General features: G+C 72.5%; 20 protein-coding genes and 1 pseudogene. 8 read left to right on the forward strand and 13 right to left on the reverse strand.

The window, feature by feature from the left end; all coding sequences use genetic code 11:
* Positions 1-679: hypothetical protein (locus AB1673_15630; protein ID MEW6155394.1), on the forward strand; the 679-nt coding region annotated here is incomplete at its 5' end.
* A gap of 138 nt (positions 680-817) precedes the next feature.
* Here the strand turns inward: AB1673_15630 and AB1673_15635 are convergent.
* Positions 818-1,807, reverse strand: a complete 990-nt coding sequence (locus AB1673_15635) for a hypothetical protein (GenBank protein ID MEW6155395.1) — start codon at positions 1,805-1,807, stop codon at positions 818-820.
* Positions 1,808-2,128: 321 nt separating this feature from the next.
* Here AB1673_15635 and AB1673_15640 point away from each other — a divergent pair, with 321 nt between their 5' ends.
* Complete coding sequence (locus AB1673_15640) at positions 2,129-2,365, forward strand: AbrB/MazE/SpoVT family DNA-binding domain-containing protein (protein ID MEW6155396.1); 237 nt, start codon at positions 2,129-2,131, stop codon at positions 2,363-2,365.
* Positions 2,365-2,814 (forward strand): hypothetical protein, encoded by a 450-nt coding sequence (locus AB1673_15645; protein MEW6155397.1) that lies wholly within the window; start codon positions 2,365-2,367, stop codon positions 2,812-2,814. Before AB1673_15640 ends, AB1673_15645 begins: the two co-directional genes overlap by 1 nt.
* A 323-nt stretch (positions 2,815-3,137) precedes the next feature.
* On the opposite strand, the gene AB1673_15650 is transcribed toward AB1673_15645, so the two are convergent.
* The 4 genes from AB1673_15650 to AB1673_15665 form a co-directional block, all read right to left on the reverse strand.
* The gene (locus AB1673_15650; protein MEW6155398.1) at positions 3,138-3,920 is read right to left on the reverse strand and encodes an SGNH/GDSL hydrolase family protein; all 783 of its coding nucleotides are present in this window, start codon (positions 3,918-3,920) and stop codon (positions 3,138-3,140) included.
* Between the two features lie 163 nt (positions 3,921-4,083).
* On the reverse strand, positions 4,084-4,389 hold the full coding sequence (locus tag AB1673_15655) for a hypothetical protein (GenBank protein ID MEW6155399.1): 306 nt from the start codon (positions 4,387-4,389) through the stop codon (positions 4,084-4,086).
* Positions 4,386-4,568 (reverse strand): hypothetical protein, encoded by a 183-nt coding sequence (locus tag AB1673_15660; protein ID MEW6155400.1) that lies wholly within the window; start codon positions 4,566-4,568, stop codon positions 4,386-4,388. Before AB1673_15660 ends, AB1673_15655 begins: the two co-directional genes overlap by 4 nt.
* A 95-nt stretch (positions 4,569-4,663) precedes the next feature.
* Positions 4,664-5,050, reverse strand: a complete 387-nt coding sequence (locus AB1673_15665) for a hypothetical protein (GenBank protein ID MEW6155401.1) — start codon at positions 5,048-5,050, stop codon at positions 4,664-4,666.
* Between AB1673_15665 and AB1673_15670 the strand changes: the two genes are divergently transcribed.
* Complete coding sequence (locus tag AB1673_15670; GenBank protein MEW6155402.1) at positions 5,014-6,192, forward strand: phosphodiester glycosidase family protein; 1,179 nt, start codon at positions 5,014-5,016, stop codon at positions 6,190-6,192. The two genes, AB1673_15665 and AB1673_15670, sit on opposite strands and share 37 nt — an antisense overlap.
* Before the next feature lie 15 nt (positions 6,193-6,207).
* Here AB1673_15670 and AB1673_15675 read toward each other — a convergent pair whose 3' ends face one another.
* Complete coding sequence (locus tag AB1673_15675) at positions 6,208-10,752, reverse strand: NAD-glutamate dehydrogenase domain-containing protein (GenBank protein MEW6155403.1); 4,545 nt, start codon at positions 10,750-10,752, stop codon at positions 6,208-6,210.
* A gap of 192 nt (positions 10,753-10,944) precedes the next feature.
* The gene (locus tag AB1673_15680; GenBank protein MEW6155404.1) at positions 10,945-11,667 is read right to left on the reverse strand and encodes a fatty acid desaturase; all 723 of its coding nucleotides are present in this window, start codon (positions 11,665-11,667) and stop codon (positions 10,945-10,947) included.
* Positions 11,668-11,723: 56 nt separating this feature from the next.
* Between AB1673_15680 and AB1673_15685 the strand changes: the two genes are divergently transcribed.
* Complete coding sequence (locus tag AB1673_15685) at positions 11,724-11,981, forward strand: GlsB/YeaQ/YmgE family stress response membrane protein (GenBank protein ID MEW6155405.1); 258 nt, start codon at positions 11,724-11,726, stop codon at positions 11,979-11,981.
* A 12-nt stretch (positions 11,982-11,993) separates the two neighbouring features.
* Here the strand turns inward: AB1673_15685 and AB1673_15690 are convergent, their stop codons facing one another.
* The 6 genes and pseudogenes from AB1673_15690 to gmd form a co-directional block, all read right to left on the reverse strand.
* Positions 11,994-12,155: a twin-arginine translocase TatA/TatE family subunit gene (locus AB1673_15690; GenBank protein MEW6155406.1), complete on the reverse strand. Its 162-nt coding sequence runs from the start codon at positions 12,153-12,155 to the stop codon at positions 11,994-11,996.
* A 47-nt stretch (positions 12,156-12,202) separates the two neighbouring features.
* Positions 12,203-12,346 (reverse strand): annotated as a pseudogene (locus AB1673_15695) (DUF1059 domain-containing protein).
* 120 nt (positions 12,347-12,466) lie between these two features.
* Positions 12,467-12,817, reverse strand: a complete 351-nt coding sequence (locus AB1673_15700) for an Hsp20/alpha crystallin family protein (protein ID MEW6155407.1) — start codon at positions 12,815-12,817, stop codon at positions 12,467-12,469.
* Between the two features lie 93 nt (positions 12,818-12,910).
* A complete protein-coding gene (locus AB1673_15705) occupies positions 12,911-13,240 on the reverse strand; it encodes a hypothetical protein (protein MEW6155408.1) in 330 nt (109 codons plus the stop codon).
* Between the two features lie 128 nt (positions 13,241-13,368).
* Positions 13,369-14,262, reverse strand: a complete 894-nt coding sequence (locus tag AB1673_15710) for a hypothetical protein (GenBank protein MEW6155409.1) — start codon at positions 14,260-14,262, stop codon at positions 13,369-13,371.
* 208 nt (positions 14,263-14,470) lie between these two features.
* The gene (gmd, locus tag AB1673_15715) at positions 14,471-15,457 is read right to left on the reverse strand and encodes a GDP-mannose 4,6-dehydratase (GenBank protein ID MEW6155410.1); all 987 of its coding nucleotides are present in this window, start codon (positions 15,455-15,457) and stop codon (positions 14,471-14,473) included.
* Between the two features lie 93 nt (positions 15,458-15,550).
* Here gmd and AB1673_15720 point away from each other — a divergent pair, with 93 nt between their 5' ends.
* The 3 genes from AB1673_15720 (at position 15,551) to AB1673_15730 (ending at position 19,043) form a co-directional block, all read left to right on the forward strand.
* Positions 15,551-17,281 carry a VanW family protein gene (locus AB1673_15720; protein MEW6155411.1) on the forward strand — a complete coding sequence of 577 codons (1,731 nt, stop codon included), beginning with the start codon at positions 15,551-15,553 and terminating at the stop codon, positions 17,279-17,281.
* Entirely contained in the window at positions 17,278-17,712 is a 435-nt protein-coding gene (locus tag AB1673_15725; GenBank protein MEW6155412.1) for a hypothetical protein, read from the forward strand. Before AB1673_15720 ends, AB1673_15725 begins: the two co-directional genes overlap by 4 nt.
* Positions 17,713-17,792: 80 nt before the next feature.
* Positions 17,793-19,043 carry an MFS transporter gene (locus AB1673_15730; GenBank protein MEW6155413.1) on the forward strand — a complete coding sequence of 417 codons (1,251 nt, stop codon included), beginning with the start codon at positions 17,793-17,795 and terminating at the stop codon, positions 19,041-19,043.
* Positions 19,044-19,182: the final 139 nt, after the last annotated feature.

Genomic DNA, 19,182 nt, shown 5'->3' on the forward strand with positions numbered 1-19,182 from the left:
CTCGAAGCAGCCCGTCTCCGCCGCCTCACCTACCATCGCCAGCACACCTCGAAGCCAACCGACCAGGGACCCCGCGATGCGGACTGATCGATCCGGGATCTCTATCGCGAACTCAGAAACAGGTCAGTTCCACGCGAACGATGACGATCAGACGCCGATCATCCCGCACCATCCGCCGAGCACCGACGCGCCAGAACTGGCGGCGTGGCTTCAGGCCCATTTCGGCATGGTGCCCCTGACGCTGCAGTCTTGGGTGCGCCTTGTAGGCGACGTCTGGCTCGTCGGCACCCATCCGATGTGGACATCGTCGGCCTCGGCGGACCCGTTGGTGTTCGAGGTCGAGGGTGCGCGGTACCCCGGCGAGTCTATGAGACAACACTTGAATGAGGAACACCGAGCCCACCAGCGGTGGGCCGACGAGAGTACGGAAGACGTCGGCCCCTTCGTGCTCCCCGTCGCTCCTGACCGACTTCACAAGGACAACACCAGCGGCGGGCCGCCGTACGGCATCGTGGTCCCCGACGGCTGCGCAGACGGGATATTCGATGCAGAGACGCAGATGCCGTTCGTGTCCTACCTCAACTGGGTCTTCAGTAATGGCGGATTTCCCGGGTACTCCCCATCCCCCGCTCCGTGGGCGCTCCGCCAGGCGCTCGCCAAGGATCTTCTACGCCTCTGAGCCACTGCCGCTGGTCCGGCGGTAGGTGGCAGCCCTCGGACCCGCTGCGCTTGTGGTTATGGGCTACCTCGAGCTGTGGATCCGCAGCGGAAGGGAGGATGATGCCCGGACGACCTGCGTGGCCGGCGTAGCCGTCGGTCAACCATTCAGGTCGAACTCGAGCGGGACTCCGGTGTGTCCGGTCAAGACGCGGCCATGCTTGTCCAGGATGCGCACCTGGCCCGGGCCACGCACCCCCACGACGAAAAAGGGCCGCTCAGGAGAAACCGGGATCGTGTGGCTCCCGTACTTGTCGATCGCTTCGACTGCGCCCACGCTGCTGCTGCAGAGAGCACCCATGCACGACACCACGTCGTCTCCATCCCCAGTCCCAGAGATGCCTGTCCCGAGGACGACGTACTTCTCCAAGAGGTCCGCTGGCGGGTCAAAGACGTTGACCCAGTTCCCGCCTCCGCTTCCCGTGCCCGTCCATTGGCCGTCCTCCCCGAGCACGAGGTGCTCGATCTCCTCCTCGTACTCGTCACCTGGCAAGTCGAACTCGTCCGGCTCCAGGCGGTGGACATACAGAACGGCGGCATCCCGGGTGCCTTGCCATGTTGCGACCGGAAAGAACGTCCCGGGCTCAATGCCATCAGCCGGGATCGGAGGCATGCCGTCGCGAAGCACGTTTGCCGGCTGAAACTCGTCGTACCGAAAGCGCTCCTCGATCGGATGCGCTTCGACCCACTCCGGGGTTGGGCCACTGATGGCCCAGAGCGACTCGGTCTCCTCGTCGACGACCTCGACACCCCAACGAGAGCCGCAGGCGCCGCAGCGGACGGTCGCACGCCCCCGCCACGAGACGTCGATCAGGACGTCGCCGCAGCTGCACGTCGGTGGCTTCCGGGGCGGCTGTCGCTCCTTCAGCCCCTGTTCGAGCCAGTGCATGCCCTCGCTTGGGTCCGACCGAAGACGCCGATCAGCCTCGTCAACCAAGTCCGTGTCAAGCCCCATGAGGCGAAGCCGGTCCGAGAAGGACTCGACGTCGAGCGTCGGCACGTCGCCCCCAGACTCGGCGCCCACCGTGACGGAAGAGTGCATGTGAAGGCCGCTTCTGCCTGGATCCCCGTCCTCGATGATGCCCGGCACAGCTCAATGATTGCGTAGCTCGTTCCTCGGCAACGTCGAGATATCGCCGGAGCCTTACACAGTCGGTGGCGAGTTGAGCAGAATCGACCCGAGGTAGCGCCTACTGCGTCTCCGTCGGTCGACGCCGATGGCCTGGCCGATCGCGCACCGGCGTCAGTACCGCCTGCCCGTCGGCGATCGCTCAGCCGGCGATCAGGGCGAGCTCTGTCCGGCGGTGCGCGGCGTCGTTCTGGGACAGTCGAGGGCACCGGGCAGTACCGAGAGAAGTAGCTCCACACTTGGTAAGCTGTTTACCTACCAAGTAGATCGGAGAGTGGGGCAGTGCACGCAGCCTCGGAGTTCCTCGTCTCCTCCAGCGGCCAGATGTCCGTCCCGGCCGCTGTCCGCCACCGGTGGGGCCTCGATCAGGGCGGGCGTGTGACCGTCGTCGATCTCGGTGACGCCGTCGTCCTCCTGCCCCCCGGCGGGCGAGCCGGGCTGCTTGAGGCAGCTCTGTCGGCCGAGGACCATGTGGCGTTCGTGGCGGGCCTCGACGATCCCGATCTCGCCACGACGTAGTGCCGGCGACGGTTGTCGACGATCACCTGCTGCGCGACATCCTCGTCGGCCAACGCGACGAGACCCTCGATGGACTGGCTCCCGATGGCGTGGCCACCACGGGCCTCTGGCTGTTCCGGCTGTGCTCATCGTTTGCCGATCCGACCGTCGTCGGCAAGCTGTCCGGGCCAGTCGCCTCGTTGCCCGAAGACATGCAGGAGCGCTTTCGAGCCCAGCTCGTCGCCCTGCCGCCCTCGATCGAGGTCCTGAGCCTCGGGGACATGGCTTGGCCGATGGCGCTATTACAGACTCGCCACCGTGCCAGCGGGCGGTCGCTCTCGGCGGCCATGGTCGAGGCGCTCGCCGCTGCCCACCTGCTCGGCCGGGGGATCGCCGTGTCACACAACGATGTCGGACCGAACCTTCGTGCGGCCGCCGAGGCAGATGGCGTCGTGTTCCACGTCCTGTAGCAGCCCGGATGCAAAGTCGGCCGTGACTCACGGCCGGCGTTTGGGGCGCCCGGTCGGGCGAAGGGATGCTCGGGGTTATGGGCGCCTCGAAGGGCGGACTTGGAGGCCGCACTGGTCGCTGCAGGGCACCTTTCGCCGCGCCGGAGGAGCCAAGCTCACCGTTCACGCTTTCGATGAGGACTCGACTCGAAAGACGGTGGAGAAGGCGTTCGCGACCGGCCGGCCGCTCGGCACCGATGTGGATGCTGGCGCCGGCGAAAGGACCGACGCGGTCGCACCGCCGGAGCGTGTAGCGGAGCGCTGAGCTCGCTCCAAGCTGTTCTTCACCGCCCCGGGAGCCGGCTGCTTCGCCGAGCCTGGCCAGGGCCAGCTCGGTTGATCGCTGTCCAGAAGGCATCCGCCCACACCCGGTGGCCGCGGTCGTTGGGGTGGAACCAGTCGGCGGAAAAGTCGGTGAACATGCTCTTCCAGCCTCTTTCCCGCATGGCCCGGTGGAGACGGGCGACTGGCAGGTCGCGGGAGCCCGCCCGGGCCGCGACATAGTCCGCGGCCTCGCCCGACTTGCGCCCCGTTCCGCCATGCATGAACCAGGGCACGTCGCCGACCACGGTCCCGGGCGGCAGCCCCGCGACCAGGGCGTCAAAGTCCGCCCGGAACCGAGTCGCGTCGTACTGCTTGATGTCGTTGCTTCCGACCGCCACCGTGACAACGTCAGGCGCTAGGCCGGCCAGACGAGGCAGCTGTTCGATGACGACATCATGGACACGGGCCCCTGAGCGGCTGAGGTTCAGCACCTGCACCGGGCGGCCGGTAGTGGATCGCAGGCGCTGGGCGAGGAGTCCCACGTAGCCGCGCTCGGGGCCGCTGGCCCCGATTCCCTGGGCGGTGGAGTCCCCGAGGGCCACGTAGAGGATGCCCCCCGCCTCGCCTCGCGCCACCGACCAGAAGGAGCGGTACTGGCTCACCGAGCTACGCAGCTGCCAGAGCCGCACACCCCACCAGCCGCCCAGTGCCAGGCTCAGCGCCAGCACGGCGGCCAGGACCTGGTGGCGGTGGGGGAATGGCCGAGGAGGCTGGGAACCAGCGCCCTCGCTCGCATCGGTCATGGCCCCGGGGTGGGTACGTCCACCCTGATGCCCCTGACGCTACAGGCCGCCATCGCCTGCGCGGCATGGGCGAGCGGGGCCAGCCTTACGACCTCCGGGTTGGCCGCGGTGGAGCATGGCCGGGCCGCCGGCGCCTACCAGGCACCGTTCGTGAGGATCGGCCCTACCGCTCGTGATCGATCTCGAGGTAGATGATCTCGACGCCATTGTCTTCGGCGAGCACGACGTAGAGCGCGAGCCGAGCGACGAGCACTCCGGCGGCGATCAGGGCCCGAACTTCCGGAACGTCCTTGACCGCCAGAGTGGCCGCCTCGTAGTCGAGCGCAAGCAGATCGATGAGCGGCGGTATCTCGTGGAGCAGAAAGTCGGCCGTCGAGGGGACTCCGGTCGGGCTGCGCTCCGCAGGGAGCAGTTCGTCGAGCCGGTCGAAGAACGAAGGGGCGACGCGGACCTGTCGCCGGGCGCTCACTCGGTGACGGGACGGAGCTGCTCAGCCAACCGGGCCGCCGTCGTTTCGACTCGCTGCCGGAAGGCTGCCGGGAGGTGGTCGAGGTCGGTCACGATGTGATCACGCACCACCTGGGCACGCTGGTCCGGCGACATCGCATCGAGTTCCTCGGCGGTGATCACCTTCGGTACCTCGGCCACATCACCAGGGTACCGGCGAAGAAGCGGGAGGTGCAGGACCCACTAGGCGCAGCCGGCGGCCCGCCGCCCCCTCCAGGGGTCCCCAGGAGCGCCCCCTACCGGCTATCCCCACACCGCTTTGCTTCCTTGGGCCCGGGTAGCCCACCTTCGGCCACTCGGGCGGCCTGCTGGCGGAGGCGCTCCCGCTCCCGTAGGGCGGCGTGCTCGGCCTGGGCCTGGGAGCCGTGCCAGTCCCGCACGACGCTGCGCCAGTCCTTGGCTGCCTTCCCTCCGGGGGTGCCTCGCCACTCGCCCCCGCCCTCGGCCCGGTCAAGGTCCCGCCACTGGCGCTTCACGCGCTCGGCGTCGTTGCGGGCCCGGCGGTGGGCGGCGTCGCCGACGTCGGTGGGGATGACGGCGGCGATGGCGTGACCGGAGACCGGTGCCGCCGGTCTAGCGTGGGGCCATGGTCGGCCGGCGGGTGATCGTGGTGGTAGTCGCATTGGTCCTGGCCTTCGGGCCCACACGGGCCGCGCCGGCGGCCGAGGGGGTGCCACCGGGGTGGACGGAGGTGGCCCGCGAGGTGCTGGCCCCCGGGGCCGAACACGTGGTGCTGCGTCGATCGGGGCCGGACCAGGAGGTCCACGTGGCCCGGTTGGCCCCGGGCTCGCCCCTGCGCCTGGTGCCGGTGCTGGCCGGCGACCGCCTGGGGACGTTGGAGCGCACCACGTCGATGTGCGCCCGGGTGGCGTGCGTGGCCGCGGTCAACGGGGACTTCTGGGGCTCGGACCAACGGCCGATCGGGGCGGCCGTCTCCGGCGGCGAACTGGTCACCACCCCGGCCATCGAGCACATCCACTTGACCGTCGGCGGCGACGGTCGGGCCACGTTCAGGCACGGGTTCGACTGGAGCGCGGCGGTGTCAACCCTGAGCGGGTACCGGCTGGCCGTGGCCGCCGTCAACCGGCCCCTGGGCGACGGCGTCAACCTCTACTCCCGCCGCTGGGGCCCGACCACCGGCACACCCGCCGGTACCGCCGAGGTCACCGTGGAGCTGCTGCTGCCCTCGCCGTCCGCCCTGCCCACGGGCGGCACGACCGTACGGGTCGTGTCGGCCGGGAGCGGGGGCAACTCCCCGATCGGCCCCAACCAGGTGGTCGTGGCCGGGCGGGGGGCGGCGGCCACCGCGGTGGGCGCCTTGGTCTCGGGCGCCGTCTTGGGGTTGGCCACCCTCCACGTCGACGTCGGCGGCGTGCAGGGCGCCATGGGCGGGTCTCCTCTGCTGCTGAGCGGCGGCCGGCTCGACTTCCCAGCGGACAACCCCGACTCGTTCACCCAGGACCGTCACGCCCGGACCGTCGTGGGCGCCACCGCCACCGGGGACGTCCTGCTGGTCACGGTCGACGACAACGGCACCAGCGCCGGGATGTCGCTGCGGGACACGGCCGCACTGATGACCGCCCTGGGCGCCGTCCACGCCATGAACCTCGACGGCGGCGGGTCCACGACCTTCGTGTCCGGCGGGACCGTGCGCAACTCGCCGCCCGGCGGCGAACGCCCCGTGGTCTCGGCCCTGGCGCTCACGCCCACCACCACGGGCCCGCTGGACGGCCTGCTCGGCCCGTTGCTGGGCCCGCGGAACTGACCGGCGGCCCAGCCTCTATTCGAGCACCCGGCGGACGGCCCGGGCCGCGACCACCAGTGCGTCTATGCGAGCCTCGGCCTCCTGCTCGATGTCGGCCACGATGGCCAGGGCCTCGACCAGGGCGTAGGAGCGGGGCCGCAGGAACGACGCCACGGCGTCCCTCGGCGACCTCAACGGTCCCCCGGTCGCGGCGGTGAGCACGCCGCGGGCGCCCGCCCGGCGTAGGTCGTCGAGATCGTCGAGCACGCCTTGGCGGGCGGCCTCGGTCCAGCGGTCGCCCGCCGGTGCCCGGATGAGCTGGGCGGCCAGGCGGTCGGTCCCCAGGCGCGCCCCCACGGTGAAGAACACCCCGGCCACATCGGTCACCGCCCACCCGGTCTCCCGGCCGAGCTCGGCCACATCAGCGGTGATGGCCAGCTGGGGCAGCGTGGCGATGGCCTCCAGGGCGGTGAAGGCCGGACCATCGCGCGCCACGGTGGCCGCGATGTCCCCGGTCTCGCCCCGGCGTAGGTAGGAGCGGGTGAGCGACTCCAGCAGCGAGGCCAGGTCAGCGGCCGCGGCCATCCCCGCCTGGCCCCACCCCGGGCCCTGGTCGCCATCCATCTGACGCCACCGCGCCGGGGCCCCGGCCACTCCCCGGGCCACCCAGTAAGCGCACGCCACCTCGGTGGCCGTGGTCGCCATCCCGGCGGCCAGCCGGCTGGTGAACGTGGGGCCCATCCGGTTGACGACGTCGTTGGCCATCTCCGAGGCGATCAGTTCGCGGCACAACCGGTGCCCGTCGAGAAGGTGGCCGAAGCGCTGGGACAGCGCAGACGGGAAGTAGTCCACCAGCAGCGCCCCCAGCGCGGGTTGGTCGGGGACGGCCGAGCGCAGCAGCTTGGCCGCCAGGCTTCGCTTGGCCCCGGCCAGCAGGAGGGCGAGCTCGGGCCGGGTGAGCCCGTCCTGCGCGTCCCGCCGGGCGGCCATCTCCTCGCTGGTGGGCAGAGCCTCGACCGCCCGGTCGAGCACCCCGGCCACCTCCAGCTCACCGATGAGGGTCTCGAAGGCGTCCATGAGACCGGGGCTGGCCGCGGCCCGGCGACTGAGGGCGAAGCTCTGGTCGCGGCAGTCCTCGAGGACGTCTTCGACCACTTCTTGGCAGACCTCGGCCAGCAGCCCGTCCCGTTCGGCGGTGGTCAGCTCACCCGCTTCGATGGCCGCCTGCAGGAGGATCTTGATGTTGACCTCCCGGTCGGAGATCCCCACGCCCGCCGAGTTGTCGATGGCGTCGGTGTTGATGCGAACGCCCCGGCGGGCCAGCTCCACTCGCGCTCGTTGGGTGAACGCCAGGTTGGCCCCCTCCCCCACGACCCGCGCCCGCACGCGGGACGCCGGCACACGCACGTCGGAGTTGGCCCGGTCGTCGAGGTCACGCTCGGCCTCGGTGGTGGCCCGCACGAAGGTGCCGATCCCGCCCGCGAACAGCAGGTCGACGGGCGCGCTCAGGATGGCCTGTACCACCTCGGCGGGCGTCAGGTCGCCTCCTTCGACTCCCAGGACAGCCCGGGCCTCGTCGCTCAGCTCGACTCTCTTGGCCAGCCGGGACCAGACGCCGCCCCCGGGGCTGATGACCGACGGGTCGTAGTCCTGCCAAGACGACGACGGGAGGGCGAACAGCCTGGACCGCTCGGCGTGGGACGCAGCCGGGTCGGGGGCCGGGTCCACGAAGATGTCCCGGTGGTCGAAGGCGGCCACCAGCCGGATGCGGTCGGAGAGCACCATGGCGTTGCCGAACACGTCCCCCGACATGTCCCCGATGCCAACCACCGTGCCCGGCTCGGCAGCCATCTGGGCGAAGTGGTGGGTCACGGCCACCCACGCGCCCCGGGCAGTGATGCCCAGGCGCTTGTGGTCGTAGCCGTGGGACCCGCCTGACGCGAAGGCGTCGCCCAGCCAGAACCCGAGCTCGGCGCTGACGGCGTTGGCCCGGTCGGACAGGCCGTTGGTGCCCCGGTCGGCGGCCACCACCAGGTAGGGGTCGTCCCCGTCCCGGCGGCCGGGCACGGCCACGACCGTTCCTCCGACCACGTTGTCGGTGACCTCCAAGAGGCAGCGGATGAAGATCTCGTAGGCCCGGGCCACGTCGGCCGGCCCCGTACCCGACCGGCCCCGCTTGACGATGAACCCGCCCTTGGCCCCGGTGGGAACGATCGGCGCGTTCTTCATCACCTGGGTGCGCATCAGGCCGAGGACCTCGCTGCGGTAGTCGTCGACCCGCTCGCTCCAGCGGATGCCCCCCCGGGCCACCGGGCCCCAGCGCAGGTGCACGCCCTCGACCGAGGGCCCGTAGACGAAGATCTCCCGGTAGGGGACAGGCCGGGGGACGTCGGGCACCCGGCTGCTGTCGAACTTGAGAGCCAGGTGCGGGCCCCCGGCGGCCGACCGGTTGGTACGCAGGGTGGCCTCCACCAACGCGAGCAAGCCCCGTAGGATGCGGTCGTGGTCGAGGCGGGCCACGGCCTCGCAACCGGCGAGGACGCGCTTGCGCAGGTCCTCCACCGGCCCGGGCGAGGGCCCGAAGAGGGCGGCGAACAGGGCCACCAGGTCGCGGGCCACCCCGGCGTTCGCCACCAGGACGTCGGCCACGTTGGCCGTCGTGAACCCGGGGCCGATCTGGTTGCGGTAGCGGTGGTAGGCCCGCAGCAGCACCACGTCCTCCCACGCCAGGCCGGCGTGCAGGACCAGGCGGTTGAGCGAGTCGACCTCGGCCCGCCCGTGCCACAGGGCCAGCGCGGCGTCGGCCAGGCGCTCGGCGGCGTCCTCCACCGGCAGCGGAGCCCCCGACGGGTCGCTCACCCGGAAGTCGTGGAGGTGGACGCGACCCTCCCCCGGTCCCAGGACGTTGGGCTGTTCCTCCTCGGCCCACAGCCCCAGGCTCTCGATGATGGGGAGCAGGCGCGAGAGGGCGACCGGCGCCCCGACGCTGAACACCTTCAGCCGCCCCCGCCCGGGCACACCGCGGTCGGGGGTGATGACCACGCGCACGCCGGCGCGGGCCACGCGGTCCCAGCCGGCGGCCGCCAGCCGGTCGAGGACCAGTACGTCGTCCTCGGCGTGGGTCAGGGGCAGGGCGTCGCGGTAGGACGCCGGGAACCAGGGGGCCCACGAGCGGACGAGCTCGGCGGCCTTGGGCGCACCGACCCGGGGCTCCAGGGCAGCCTGAAGCTCCTGCTCCCAGGAGCGGCACAACATGCGCAGCTCACGCCCGAGGGCGTCCAGTGGCTCGTCGGGGACCGGCCCGTCGACATGGACCACGATCCTCAGCACGGCGTCGGCCCGTTCGCCGAGCGAGACCTGGGCGTCGACGCGTGACCCGTCGAGCTGGGCCATGAGGAACCGCTCCAACTTCTGGCGCAGGGCCGGCGAGTACAGCTCCTGGGGCACGGCCAGGAGGGCCGCGACAGTCCCGGCCGCGGGCTCGGCGTGGACCAAGGCCCGCACCTCGTGCTGGTCCTCGGCCGCCAGCAGGTCGACGAGGACCGCCCGCAGCCGAGGTACATCGGCCTCGAACAGCTCCTCTTTGGGCAGGACCTGGAAGAGCGAGACGAGCGTGGCCTCGTCCTGGCTACCCTCGACCACGTCCTCGAGCTCGAGGACCCGGCGCAACTTGGACCGCAACACCGGGGTGACGAGCGCCGGCGCGGCCATGGCCTTGGTGCTGAACACGCCGACGACCCGGAAGGCACCGCCCTCGTCGGCCACGTCGACGCGATGGATCGGGACCTGGCGGTGGACCGTGCTCCGCTCGGCGGTGGCCGTCACCCGCAGGACACCCCCCCGGTTGTCGGGCGGGGCGGCCAGCAGGGGGGCGCCCGGCCGGGCCAGCACGCCCAGGGTTTCGGCCGGTCCGCCGGCGAGGAGGCGGCAGGTGCCCAGCAGCACAAAGTTGTCCTCGAGCAGCCACTCCAGCAGGGCGGCCGCCTCCGCCGCCTCGGCCGCCTCGGCCCTCGCCTCGCCTGCCGACCCGGCCCTGCGCACCCGCTCGGCCGCCCGGGCCACGGCCCTCTGCATGGCCAGGTGGTCGTCGGTCGCGGCGGCCACGTCGGCCAGTACCCGTCCCAGGGCCTCCACCACCTGCCCGCGGGCCTCGGGAGCGACCCGGTCGGCCAGCTCGACCTGCAAGAACGACTCCCGCCGGTCCGCACCCCGAGCGGCCGTCACGGCCGCCAGCCTTCCGTCGGGGCCCCGTTCGGCTCCGAAGACCGGGTGGTGCAGCCGCACCGTCCGTTGACCCAAGCGGTGCAGCTCCTCGCGGACCGTCGTCACGATGAACTGGCGGTCCTCACCGCTCACCTCCACGACGCTCCCGGCCGGGGCCGCGCCGTCGACCAGCGCCGGGGGGTCGGTCACCCGCACGGCGATCTCCCCGGGAAGGCGGGCGTCGACGAACCCGAAGGCATCGGCGACCGCGTCGCTGACCTCCCGCACCTCGGCGGTCCCGGCCGGCGCCCGGCGTAGCACGGCGCGGGCAAATGCCTCCCGCACCGCCGTCCTGTCCCCCGCCTCGCCCCCTCCCATGGCGCCAGTGTGCCCCCACTGGCGCCGGCCCGGGGTGATATCAGCCCTGTCCGGGGCGGCCCGGTCGGCAGCCCAAGACCCGGGCGCGCGCTCGGGGCCGCAGGAGAGGGCGATGGCCAGGCGGACGAAGCGGGTCGCGGCCGGCACCAGGGGCGGGGTCGACCTGCAAGAGGGCCGGCCCGTGGGACCGGGTCAGGTGCCGGCGGCTACGGTGGTGGCCCGGCAGCAGGTGCGGGCCCCCGCGGGAGCCGGGGAAAGGCGGCGACCGGTGTCGAGCTCGACCAGGCGGAGGGCGGCCATGGCCCGCAGGAGGGGCCAGATGGGGTCGAGCAGGCCGGTGCGGGCGGCCGCCGGGTGGGCGTGGTGGGAGTTGTGGTAGCCGTGGCCCAGTAGCGGGATGGCCAGCCAGGCGATGTCGTAGCCCGAGGCCTCGGGATGGGGCTTGCGGCCGTACAGGTGGCCGACGGTGTTCACCATGCCCATGATCCCCAGGTAGAAGACCAGGTGCACGGCCGTCATGACCAGCACCTGGACGAGCCCGAACAGGGCCAGGTAGGCCAGCGGGACGGCCACCCGCAGGGCGATGACCAGCCGGGTGGCCGGGGGTTCGGGCGGGAGCTGGCGGCGGGCCACGGCGAACAGGTAGGGCGACCCGGCCAGCACCGACAACGGCTGGCGCTGCACAGGCGAGTGGGGGTCGAGGGGGGTGTCGGAGTACCGGTGGTGGATGCGGTGGACGGCGGCCCACATCTGGGGGCTGGTGTAGACGATCACCCGGAAGTACACGTCGAGCACGGCCGCCAGCCGGGGGTGGACGCGGAACGCCCGGTGGGCCAGGCCGCGGTGGCAGTAGACCTCGGTGATCACCGCGGTGAGCACGGCCGAGCAGAGGCCGATCACGACTCCGATGGGCACGGGCGGCACCCTAGTGTCCCGGCCGAGGCCGGTCACGGCGGACTACCGTCGGTCTCATGGGCCTTCTGTCGTGGATCGTCGTCGGCCTACTGGCGGCGTGGATCGCGGGCATCATCTCGGGCCGGCCCATGGAGGGCTGCCTCCCCAAGATCGCCGTGGGGGTGGCCGGGGCCCTGCTGGGCGGGGCGCTGGCCCGGGCCGCGGGTTACACCGGCATCGAGTCCTTCGGCCTGCGCTCGGTGCTGATCGCCGCCCTGGGCGCCACCTTGCTGCTGCTCGTGCTGAACGCCCTCGAAGGCCGCCGCCGGCGTTGACCAGCGGCGCGATCAGGCGGCGTCGTCGGGGGCGGCGCCAGCCTTAAGGCCCTCGCGGAACTCCCGCTGGGCCTGGCCCATCGACCGGGCCAGCTTGGGCAGCTTGGCCGAGCCGAACAGCAGCATGGCGATGACCAGGACGATCAGAAGTTCGGTGGGGCCGATGCCACCCACGGGGGCTCCTCTCGAAGGGCCGGGGGGCGGCGCCCCCCGGGTGAAGGTCAGCTCTGGCGAGCCTTCGACTTGACGTAGTTGACGATGGTCTCGGTCGGGGTGTTGACCCGGTGCTTCTGCTTGACGTGCACGGCGACCTTCTGGATCAGCTCGTCCTCGGTCGCTCCGCTCCCCTGCCAACGGCAGGAGTGGCCCTCGTCCCTTCAAGCGAACTTGTAAGCCACGCTTTGACACCTCCTCGGGCGCCCCCGCGGTGGGGCGCACGAGAGGTTCTACGGCGCCGGTCGCGAACCTGGACTACCGATCTTCGGTCAGTTGGGCTTGACCTGGAGCTGGCCCACGGGGTCGCCCCGCAGCACCCGCACTGCCAACTGGCCGTTGGCCAACGAGGCTTCCACGGTGGCGCCGAACCCGGCCGGCAGCTCGAGCTCACGTTCGTAGCCGCCGTAGTCCCATTCGTGGACCAGGTACTCACGGGGCGCGGCGCTGCGAAGGTGCGCCCAGATCCGTAGCGACCGGCCCCGTAGCTCGACGTTCACGTCCTCGGCGGTGACCGCCGGCAGGGGCGCCACGACGACCAGGGCGGCGGACGTCTCGTAGACGTTGACCGGCACCCGTTGAGGGTGCATGCCGGCCTCGGTGGCGGCCGTCGCCTCGATCACCTCTGAATGAGTCGGTCGGTCGATGTCCATGAGAACGGCACTACCCACCGATGGCCTGGGCCCAACCGCCGGCCGCCACCGCGGCCACCGCGCTCAGGCGGTGGGGGCGGGCGGGCGAGCGGGCACGGGGACCGAGGGCCGCTCGGGGGCAGCCGGTGGGCCGCCCAGCGCGTCGAGGCGGACCGTCACCAGCCCGATGGGGACGCTGGGCTTGGCCGGGGGCACAGCCCAGGCCGGGGGTGGGCCTCTGCGGGCGGCTTCCTCGGCGCCGGGCCGCCCCTGGTCGATCCGAGCCTGGATCTCCGCCCCGGCCTCGGCCTCCAGCTCCGCACGCGACGGCTGGTTGCGAGGCCCGCTCCCGGCGGCGAGCCGCGATGCGACCCGGTCGGTCAGGAAGTCTGCTGCGCGCGCGAACAAAGACATGGTCCTCCGCTTCCAGCCGTCGGTGCGATCAGGGGACCGCCCCGGCCCCTGTTCCCGCAGTATCGCGCTCGCGTCGCGACGATCCAATCAGTGTTCAGTGACTGTAGACCACTCGCATATGCGGCCCCTCAGGGCCCGAGGTCCGCCCCCCGCCGGGGCGCCGTCCGCGCCGCAGGCGCCTTGCGCCCTGGCGACTTGCGGGCCGGGCCGGGGGTGAGCGGTGAACGGGCCGACAGCGCCAGCACGACCGACTCCACGATCAGGTCGAGGTCGCGCTCGTCGAGACGGACCGGACGGGGCTTGGCCGGGAGCCGCTTGGCCACCTTGTCGAGCTCGGCCTGGAGGCGGGCCACGGCGTGGCCCACGGCCGACACTTCGAGCTGGAGGTCCTGGATGTCCCCCCGCACGGCTTCGATGGTGGCGACCACCTCGTCGGCCCCCAGGGCCCCGCTCGCGGCCTGGGGCGCGGCCACAGCCACACCACCGGGCTTGGCCCCCGGCGGCTTGGCCCACACGACCCCGCCCTCGGGCTCGGCCGCCCGGGTCTCGGCACCAGGCCCGGCCTCGGGGCCATGGGTCGGGGCGTCCTGGGGCTCGGGCCGGGCCGCGGCCACAGTCCGTCCCCCCGCTTCCCGGGTGACGGCCTCCTCATCGACGTCCCACTCCAGCCCGAGGTCGCTGTCGCTCCCGCCGGGGGACCGGGACGGGGCGACGGGCAGGGCCACTTTGGCTCGCTCGACGTCGGCGGTCACCTCGGCGAGTTGGTCGATCCGCTCGATGAGCTGGTCACGGGCCTTCACGAACCACCGGTTGGCGGCTCCGACGGTCTTGGCGATCTGCGCCCTCAGCTCGCGCCTCTCGGTGGCCAGCTCCTCGGCCGCCTTCTCCAGCGAGGCCCGCATCTCGGCCCGCAGGCCGTCGAGGTCGGCCCTCACCCCGTCGACCGCCTGGGGCAGGCGGGTCTCCACCAGCTCGGTCAGCCGGTCGGTGGTGTGCCGCACCCACTCCTCCAGGGCGTCCACACGGTCGGCTCCCGGGCCCTGGGCAGCGCCCCACTCGGTCGGTCCGGCCGTGGTACCAGGAGCACCGACGCCGCCCGGACCAGCCGGGCCATGGCCGCCGCCACCGCCGGGGTGGTCCCCGGGCCGCGCTAGCTGGTCCTCGGGCTCTCCGACCTGTCCCGGCGCCATCAGGCCCGAACGATACCGACGATCGGTGCCCGGACGCGCATCAGCGCCGGGCCCGGCTCCCCTCGACCTCGATGTCGTTGAGGACCATCGACTCGACCAGGTCCTTGAACGACGTCTGAGGCTCCCATCCCAACTGGCGCCGGGCCTTGGACGCGTCGCCCGTGAGGATGTCGACCTCGGCCGGGCGCATGAACCGGTCGTCGCTCTCGACCAGGTGCTCCCATTCGCCGATGCCGGCCGCCCCGAAAGCCAGGTCGAGCAGCTCCCGGATGGTGTGGGTCTCGCCGGTGGCGATCACGTAGTCGTCGGGCTCGTCCTGCTGGAGCATGAGCCACATGGCCTCGGCGAAGTCGCCCGCGAAGCCCCAGTCCCGGGCGGCGTCGAGATTGCCGAGAGCCAGGCGGTCCTGCAGCCCCAGCTTGATGCGGGCCACGCCGTTGCTGACCTTGCGGGTCACGAACTCCAGGCCCCGCTTGGGCGACTCGTGGTTGAAGCAGATGCCCGAGCAGGCGTAGAGCCCGTAGGACTCGCGGTAGTTGACCGTGATGTAGTGGCCGAACACCTTGGCCGCCCCGTAGGGCGACCGGGGGTAGAACGGCGTCTCCTCGGTCTGGGGGGTCTCGCGGACCTTGCCGAACATCTCCGAGGACGACGCCTGGTAGAAGCGGATGCTGTTGTCGGAGGCCCCGCCCACGACCCGGATGGCCTCCAGCATGCGCAGGACGCCGAGGCCGGTGATGTCGGCGGTCAGCTCGGGCTGGCGGAACGACAGCGCCACGAACGAGATGGCCCCCAGGTTGTAGACCTCGTCGGGCTGCACCTGCTCGACCACCGCGATCATCGAGGACAGGTCCTGCAGGTCGCCTTCGACCAGCTCGAGCTCGGGAGTCTCCTCCTGGACCATCTGGGCCTTGGGGTTGGCCTGGCCCCGCACCATGCCGAAGACCTCGTAGCCCTTCGACACGAGCAGGGGCGCGAGGTAACGGCCGTCCTGGCCGGTAATTCCTGTGATCAGGGCGCGAGGCATGGTCGCTGAACCTAGCCCGCCCGGGCGAGGCGCGACCATGCCAGGGGGCGAATGCGCGGACATGGCTCCTGGTCCGTGGGATCGTGGAAGCAGGTGAGCCGGAAGCGGGCACGTCCCCTCTTCGTGCTGGCGATCGGAGTGTTCGTCGGGGTCATGGCCGTCGCCGCCGCGTGGGCCATCGACAGTCGCGTCAACGACGGCAAGGTCCTGCCCAACCTGGTCATGGCCGATACCCGGCTGCGGGGGATGGACCGGGCCCAGCTCGAGGCGTGGGTGGCCGAGACGGCCGCCCAGTTCGCGCTGGCCGACGTCGAGGTGCGGGTCAGGGGGGGTGGGGAGGGCGGCGAGAGCGGCATGGAGGCCACCGTCGAGGACCTGGGGGCGTGGGTCGACGAGGTCGCCACCGTCGAGCGGGCCATGGCCAGGGCCCGGACAGGGCCGTGGTTCGCCCGCCTGTGGGACTGGGGGCGCAGCTTCCTGGCCCCCATCCGCATGCCCGTCGACGTCGTGGTTGACCCCGAACGGCTCGAGCGGGTCGTGGCCGAGCGGGACCGGGGCCGCACCGACCCCGTCGAACCCGACATCGCGGTCCGCGACGGCCGCCTCGTGGGTGTGGCCGGCGAGGACGGGAGGGGCATCAACCCGGCCGCCCTCAGCCGGGCCCTCAGCCACAGCCGGGTGACGTCGGGATCGCTCGTGATCGAGATGGCTGCCAGCCCTGTCCCGCCCCGCTTCACCCAGCAGGACGCCGACCGCCTGGCCGCCGAGGCCGAGCGGCTGGCCACCGAGGGCCTCGAAGTGGCCGCCGGCGGGTCGACGGCCACCGTGCCGGCCGAGTCGCTGCGCGAGTGGGTGCGGGCCGAAGCCGGCGAGAGCTCGCTGCGGCTCGCGCTCCGGGAGGACGCAGACGTGCTGGAGGGGCTGGCCTCACTGCTGCCCGAGGCGGGTACCCGGCCCGTCGACGCCGGCTTTACCGTCAGCGGGGGCCAGGTGTCGATCACGCCCCCTAGGCCGGGGACGGCGTGCTGCGCCCCCGAAGCCGTCGAGGCCCTGGGCGCCGCCCTGGCCGACCCCGCCGCTCGCCGCGGGCCGGTGGCCCTGCCCTTGCGGACGGCCGAGGCGGGCCGGGGCGAGGACGCGGCCCGCGCCCTGGGGATCGTCGAACTGGTGGGCACGTTCACGACGCCCCACGCCGCCGGTGAGCCCCGGGTGAGGAACATCCAGCTCATGGCCGACACGATCAGGGGCACGGTCGTGGGCCCGGGCGAGACGTTCTCCATCAACGGGATCGTGGGCCGCCGGACCCGGGAGAAGGGCTACGTGGAGGCGCCCATCATCAGCGGCGACTACAAGTTCGAGGCCGACGTGGGCGGGGGGGTCTCCCAGTTCGCCACCACCATGTTCAACGCCGCCTTCTTCGCCGGTCTCGACATCACCGAGTACTACATGCACGGCCTCTACATCTCCCGCTACCCCTACGGCCGGGAGGCAACGCTGTCGTTCCCGGGGCCTGACCTGAAGGTCCGCAACAACTCACCCCACGGCGTGCTGGTGTGGCCGACCTACACGGCCACGTCGATCACCGTGTCGCTGTACTCGACCAGGTTCGTCACCAGTAGCGAGCAGACCGGCCAGGTCAGGGTGGAGAGCGAGGCCGTCCCACCGGCGGACGCACCGACCGACCCACCACCCGAGCCGCCGGGCCCCTGTGTCAACGTGACCACCGAGCGGACGCGGGTCTACCTCGATGGGCGTAGCGTGGTGGACCGGTTCTCAGGGCAGTACGCGCCGGCCGAAGGCTGGTCCTGCCTCACCAGGGGGTGAACGGGGTGGTCCCCGATATCGAACAGCAGGTCAAGGCGTTCGCCATGGGGCGGGTGGGGCTGGGCGCGGTCGCCCTTGTAGCCCCCCGGTCCGCGCTGCGGCGGTGGATGGGGCCCGAGTCCGACGGCCCCGACAACCGGATGCTGGCCCGGATGCTCGGGGGCCGCGACGTGGCCATCGGCCTCGGCACCCTGTTCGCTCTCAAGCACGGTGGCTCCGTGAGGGGCTGGCTGGAGGCCGCGGCGGTGGCCGACGCGGCCGACCTGTTGGCCTCGCTGGCCGGGGCCCGCCAGATGAAGCGGCTGACCGTGCTCGGCACGGCCGGGGCCGCCCTGGGCGGCGTGCTCTGGGGCCGGCGCCTCGTCGGCCAGGTAGCGGCCGCGACAGGCCGGCCTGGCGCCGCGGGCGCCGCGGGCGCAGTCGCGGGCTGACCGGCCCAACACCCGGCCCACCGGCCCACCGGCTCACCGCCCCGTCCCCGCCCGACCACCGACCAGCCGGACTACCCCTCGTGGTCGCGCCGTCCCCGATCGCCCTCCTGCGGGCCAACCGCGACTTCCGGGCAATCTACCTGGCCCAGGTCGTGTCGTTCGCGGGCGACTGGTTCGCGTTCGTGGCTGTGGTGGGCCTTGTCCTCGACCTGACCGGGTCCGACCTGGCGGCGTCGCTCGTCTTCGTGGCCACGATGCTGCCCACGTTCCTGGCCGGGCCACTCGCGGGGCCGGCGGTGGACCGCTTCGACCGCCGCAAGCTGATGGTGGCCGTGTCGGTGGGCCAGGCTGGCTTCGCCCTGCTGTTCCTGGCCGTGAGCCCCGGCCGGGCGTGGCTGGCGTTCGTGGCCCAGGCGTCGATCTCGGCCCTCGGGGCGTTCTTCGCCCCGGCGTCGTCGGCGTCGGTGCCCAACGTCGTGGAGCGCCACGAGCTACCCACGGCCACGGCTATGGTGTCGGCCACGTGGGGGGCGATGCTGGCCATCGGCGCGGGCGTCGGGGGGCTCTTCGCGGCCGCCTTCGGGCGCGAGGCCGCCTTCGTGGCCAACGCCCTGTCCTTCGTCGTGGCCGCCGCCCTGGTGGCCTCGGTGCGCCGGCCCACCCGGTCAGGGCCAGCGGTGACGGCCCGCATGCGCCCCGTGCGGGACACGGCCGAGGCCATGCGCTACGCCTGGCACAACCGGCCCGTGCTCGCCCTGCTGGGGTCGAAGATGGGCTTCGGCCTGGCGGGCGGGCTGGCCAGCATCGTGCCCGTCCTGGCCGTGCGGACCTACTCGGCGGGTGACGCCGGCATCGGCCTCCTGCTGGCGGGCCGGGGGCTGGGGGCGCTGGTCGGGCCCCTCTTCGCCCGCCGGTTCGCCACCGGCCCGGGGCCCGTCCTCACCGCCTGCGGGGTGGCCGCTCTGGTCTACGGGGGTGCGTACCTGCTCATGCCGTCCATGCCCGTGCTGGGCCTGGCCTTCGTGGCCATCGCCGTGGCCCACAGTGGGGGCGGGACGCAGTGGACGCTGTCCACCTACGGCCTCCAGGTAGCCACTCCCGACTCCCTTCGGGGCCGGGTGCTGGCCGGCGACCTGGCCATGGTGACGCTCACGCTCAGCCTGTCGTCGCTGGCCGCGGGAGGGCTTTCGGCCCGCTTCGGCCCCGAGACGGCCATCCGGGCCCTGGCCGCGGTCAGTGTGGCCTGGGGCATGACCTACCTGCTGCTCACCCGCCGGATGCGCCTGGCCCCCCCGCCGCCCGAACCCGCCCCCGTGGCTCTCGACGGCTGACCGGCGGCTGGGCCCGGCGGCTGGGCCCGGCGGCTGACCGGCGGCTGGGCCCGGCGGCTGACCGGCGGCTGGGCCCGGCGGCTGACCGGCGGCTGACCGGCGGCTGGGCCCGGCGGCTGACCGGCGGCTGACCGGCGGC

The sequence above is a fragment of the Actinomycetota bacterium genome (assembly GCA_040754375.1).
In the GTDB taxonomy this organism is placed as follows: domain Bacteria; phylum Actinomycetota; class Acidimicrobiia; order Acidimicrobiales; family AC-14; genus JBFMCT01.